This is a genomic window from Priestia sp. SIMBA_032 (assembly GCF_046535215.1).
Classification (GTDB): Bacteria; Bacillota; Bacilli; order Bacillales; family Bacillaceae_H; genus Priestia; species Priestia aryabhattai.
Genome location: NZ_JAWRXD010001226.1, coordinates 1 through 250, shown reverse-complemented (window position 1 = coordinate 250; position 250 = coordinate 1). Strand labels below are relative to the sequence as shown.

Genomic DNA, 250 nt, shown 5'->3' with positions numbered 1-250 from the left:
ATGGGGGGTTGATCCATCCCAAGTGCCGGACGTGTTTGATGAGTACCAGGTTGATGCGATCCTGATCGGCAATCACGTCATCCGGTGCGTGTTCAACCGCAACCCTTTGGGCGGCCGGCCATATCACAAAGCGTCGTTCCAGATCGTGCCCGGCTCGTTCTGGGGTATGTCGATTCCCGAGTTGATGAGTGACGTGCAGGACTTCTGCGGTTCAACTGCCCGCGCACAGGCCAACAACATGGCGTTTGCC

General features: G+C 58.0%; 1 protein-coding gene. It reads left to right on the top strand.

From position 1 onward, the window contains the following. Window positions 1–22 precede the first annotated feature (22 nt). The coding region (locus SB717_RS38240) for a hypothetical protein (protein WP_410908414.1) at window positions 23–250 on the top strand (228 nt) is incomplete at its 3' end.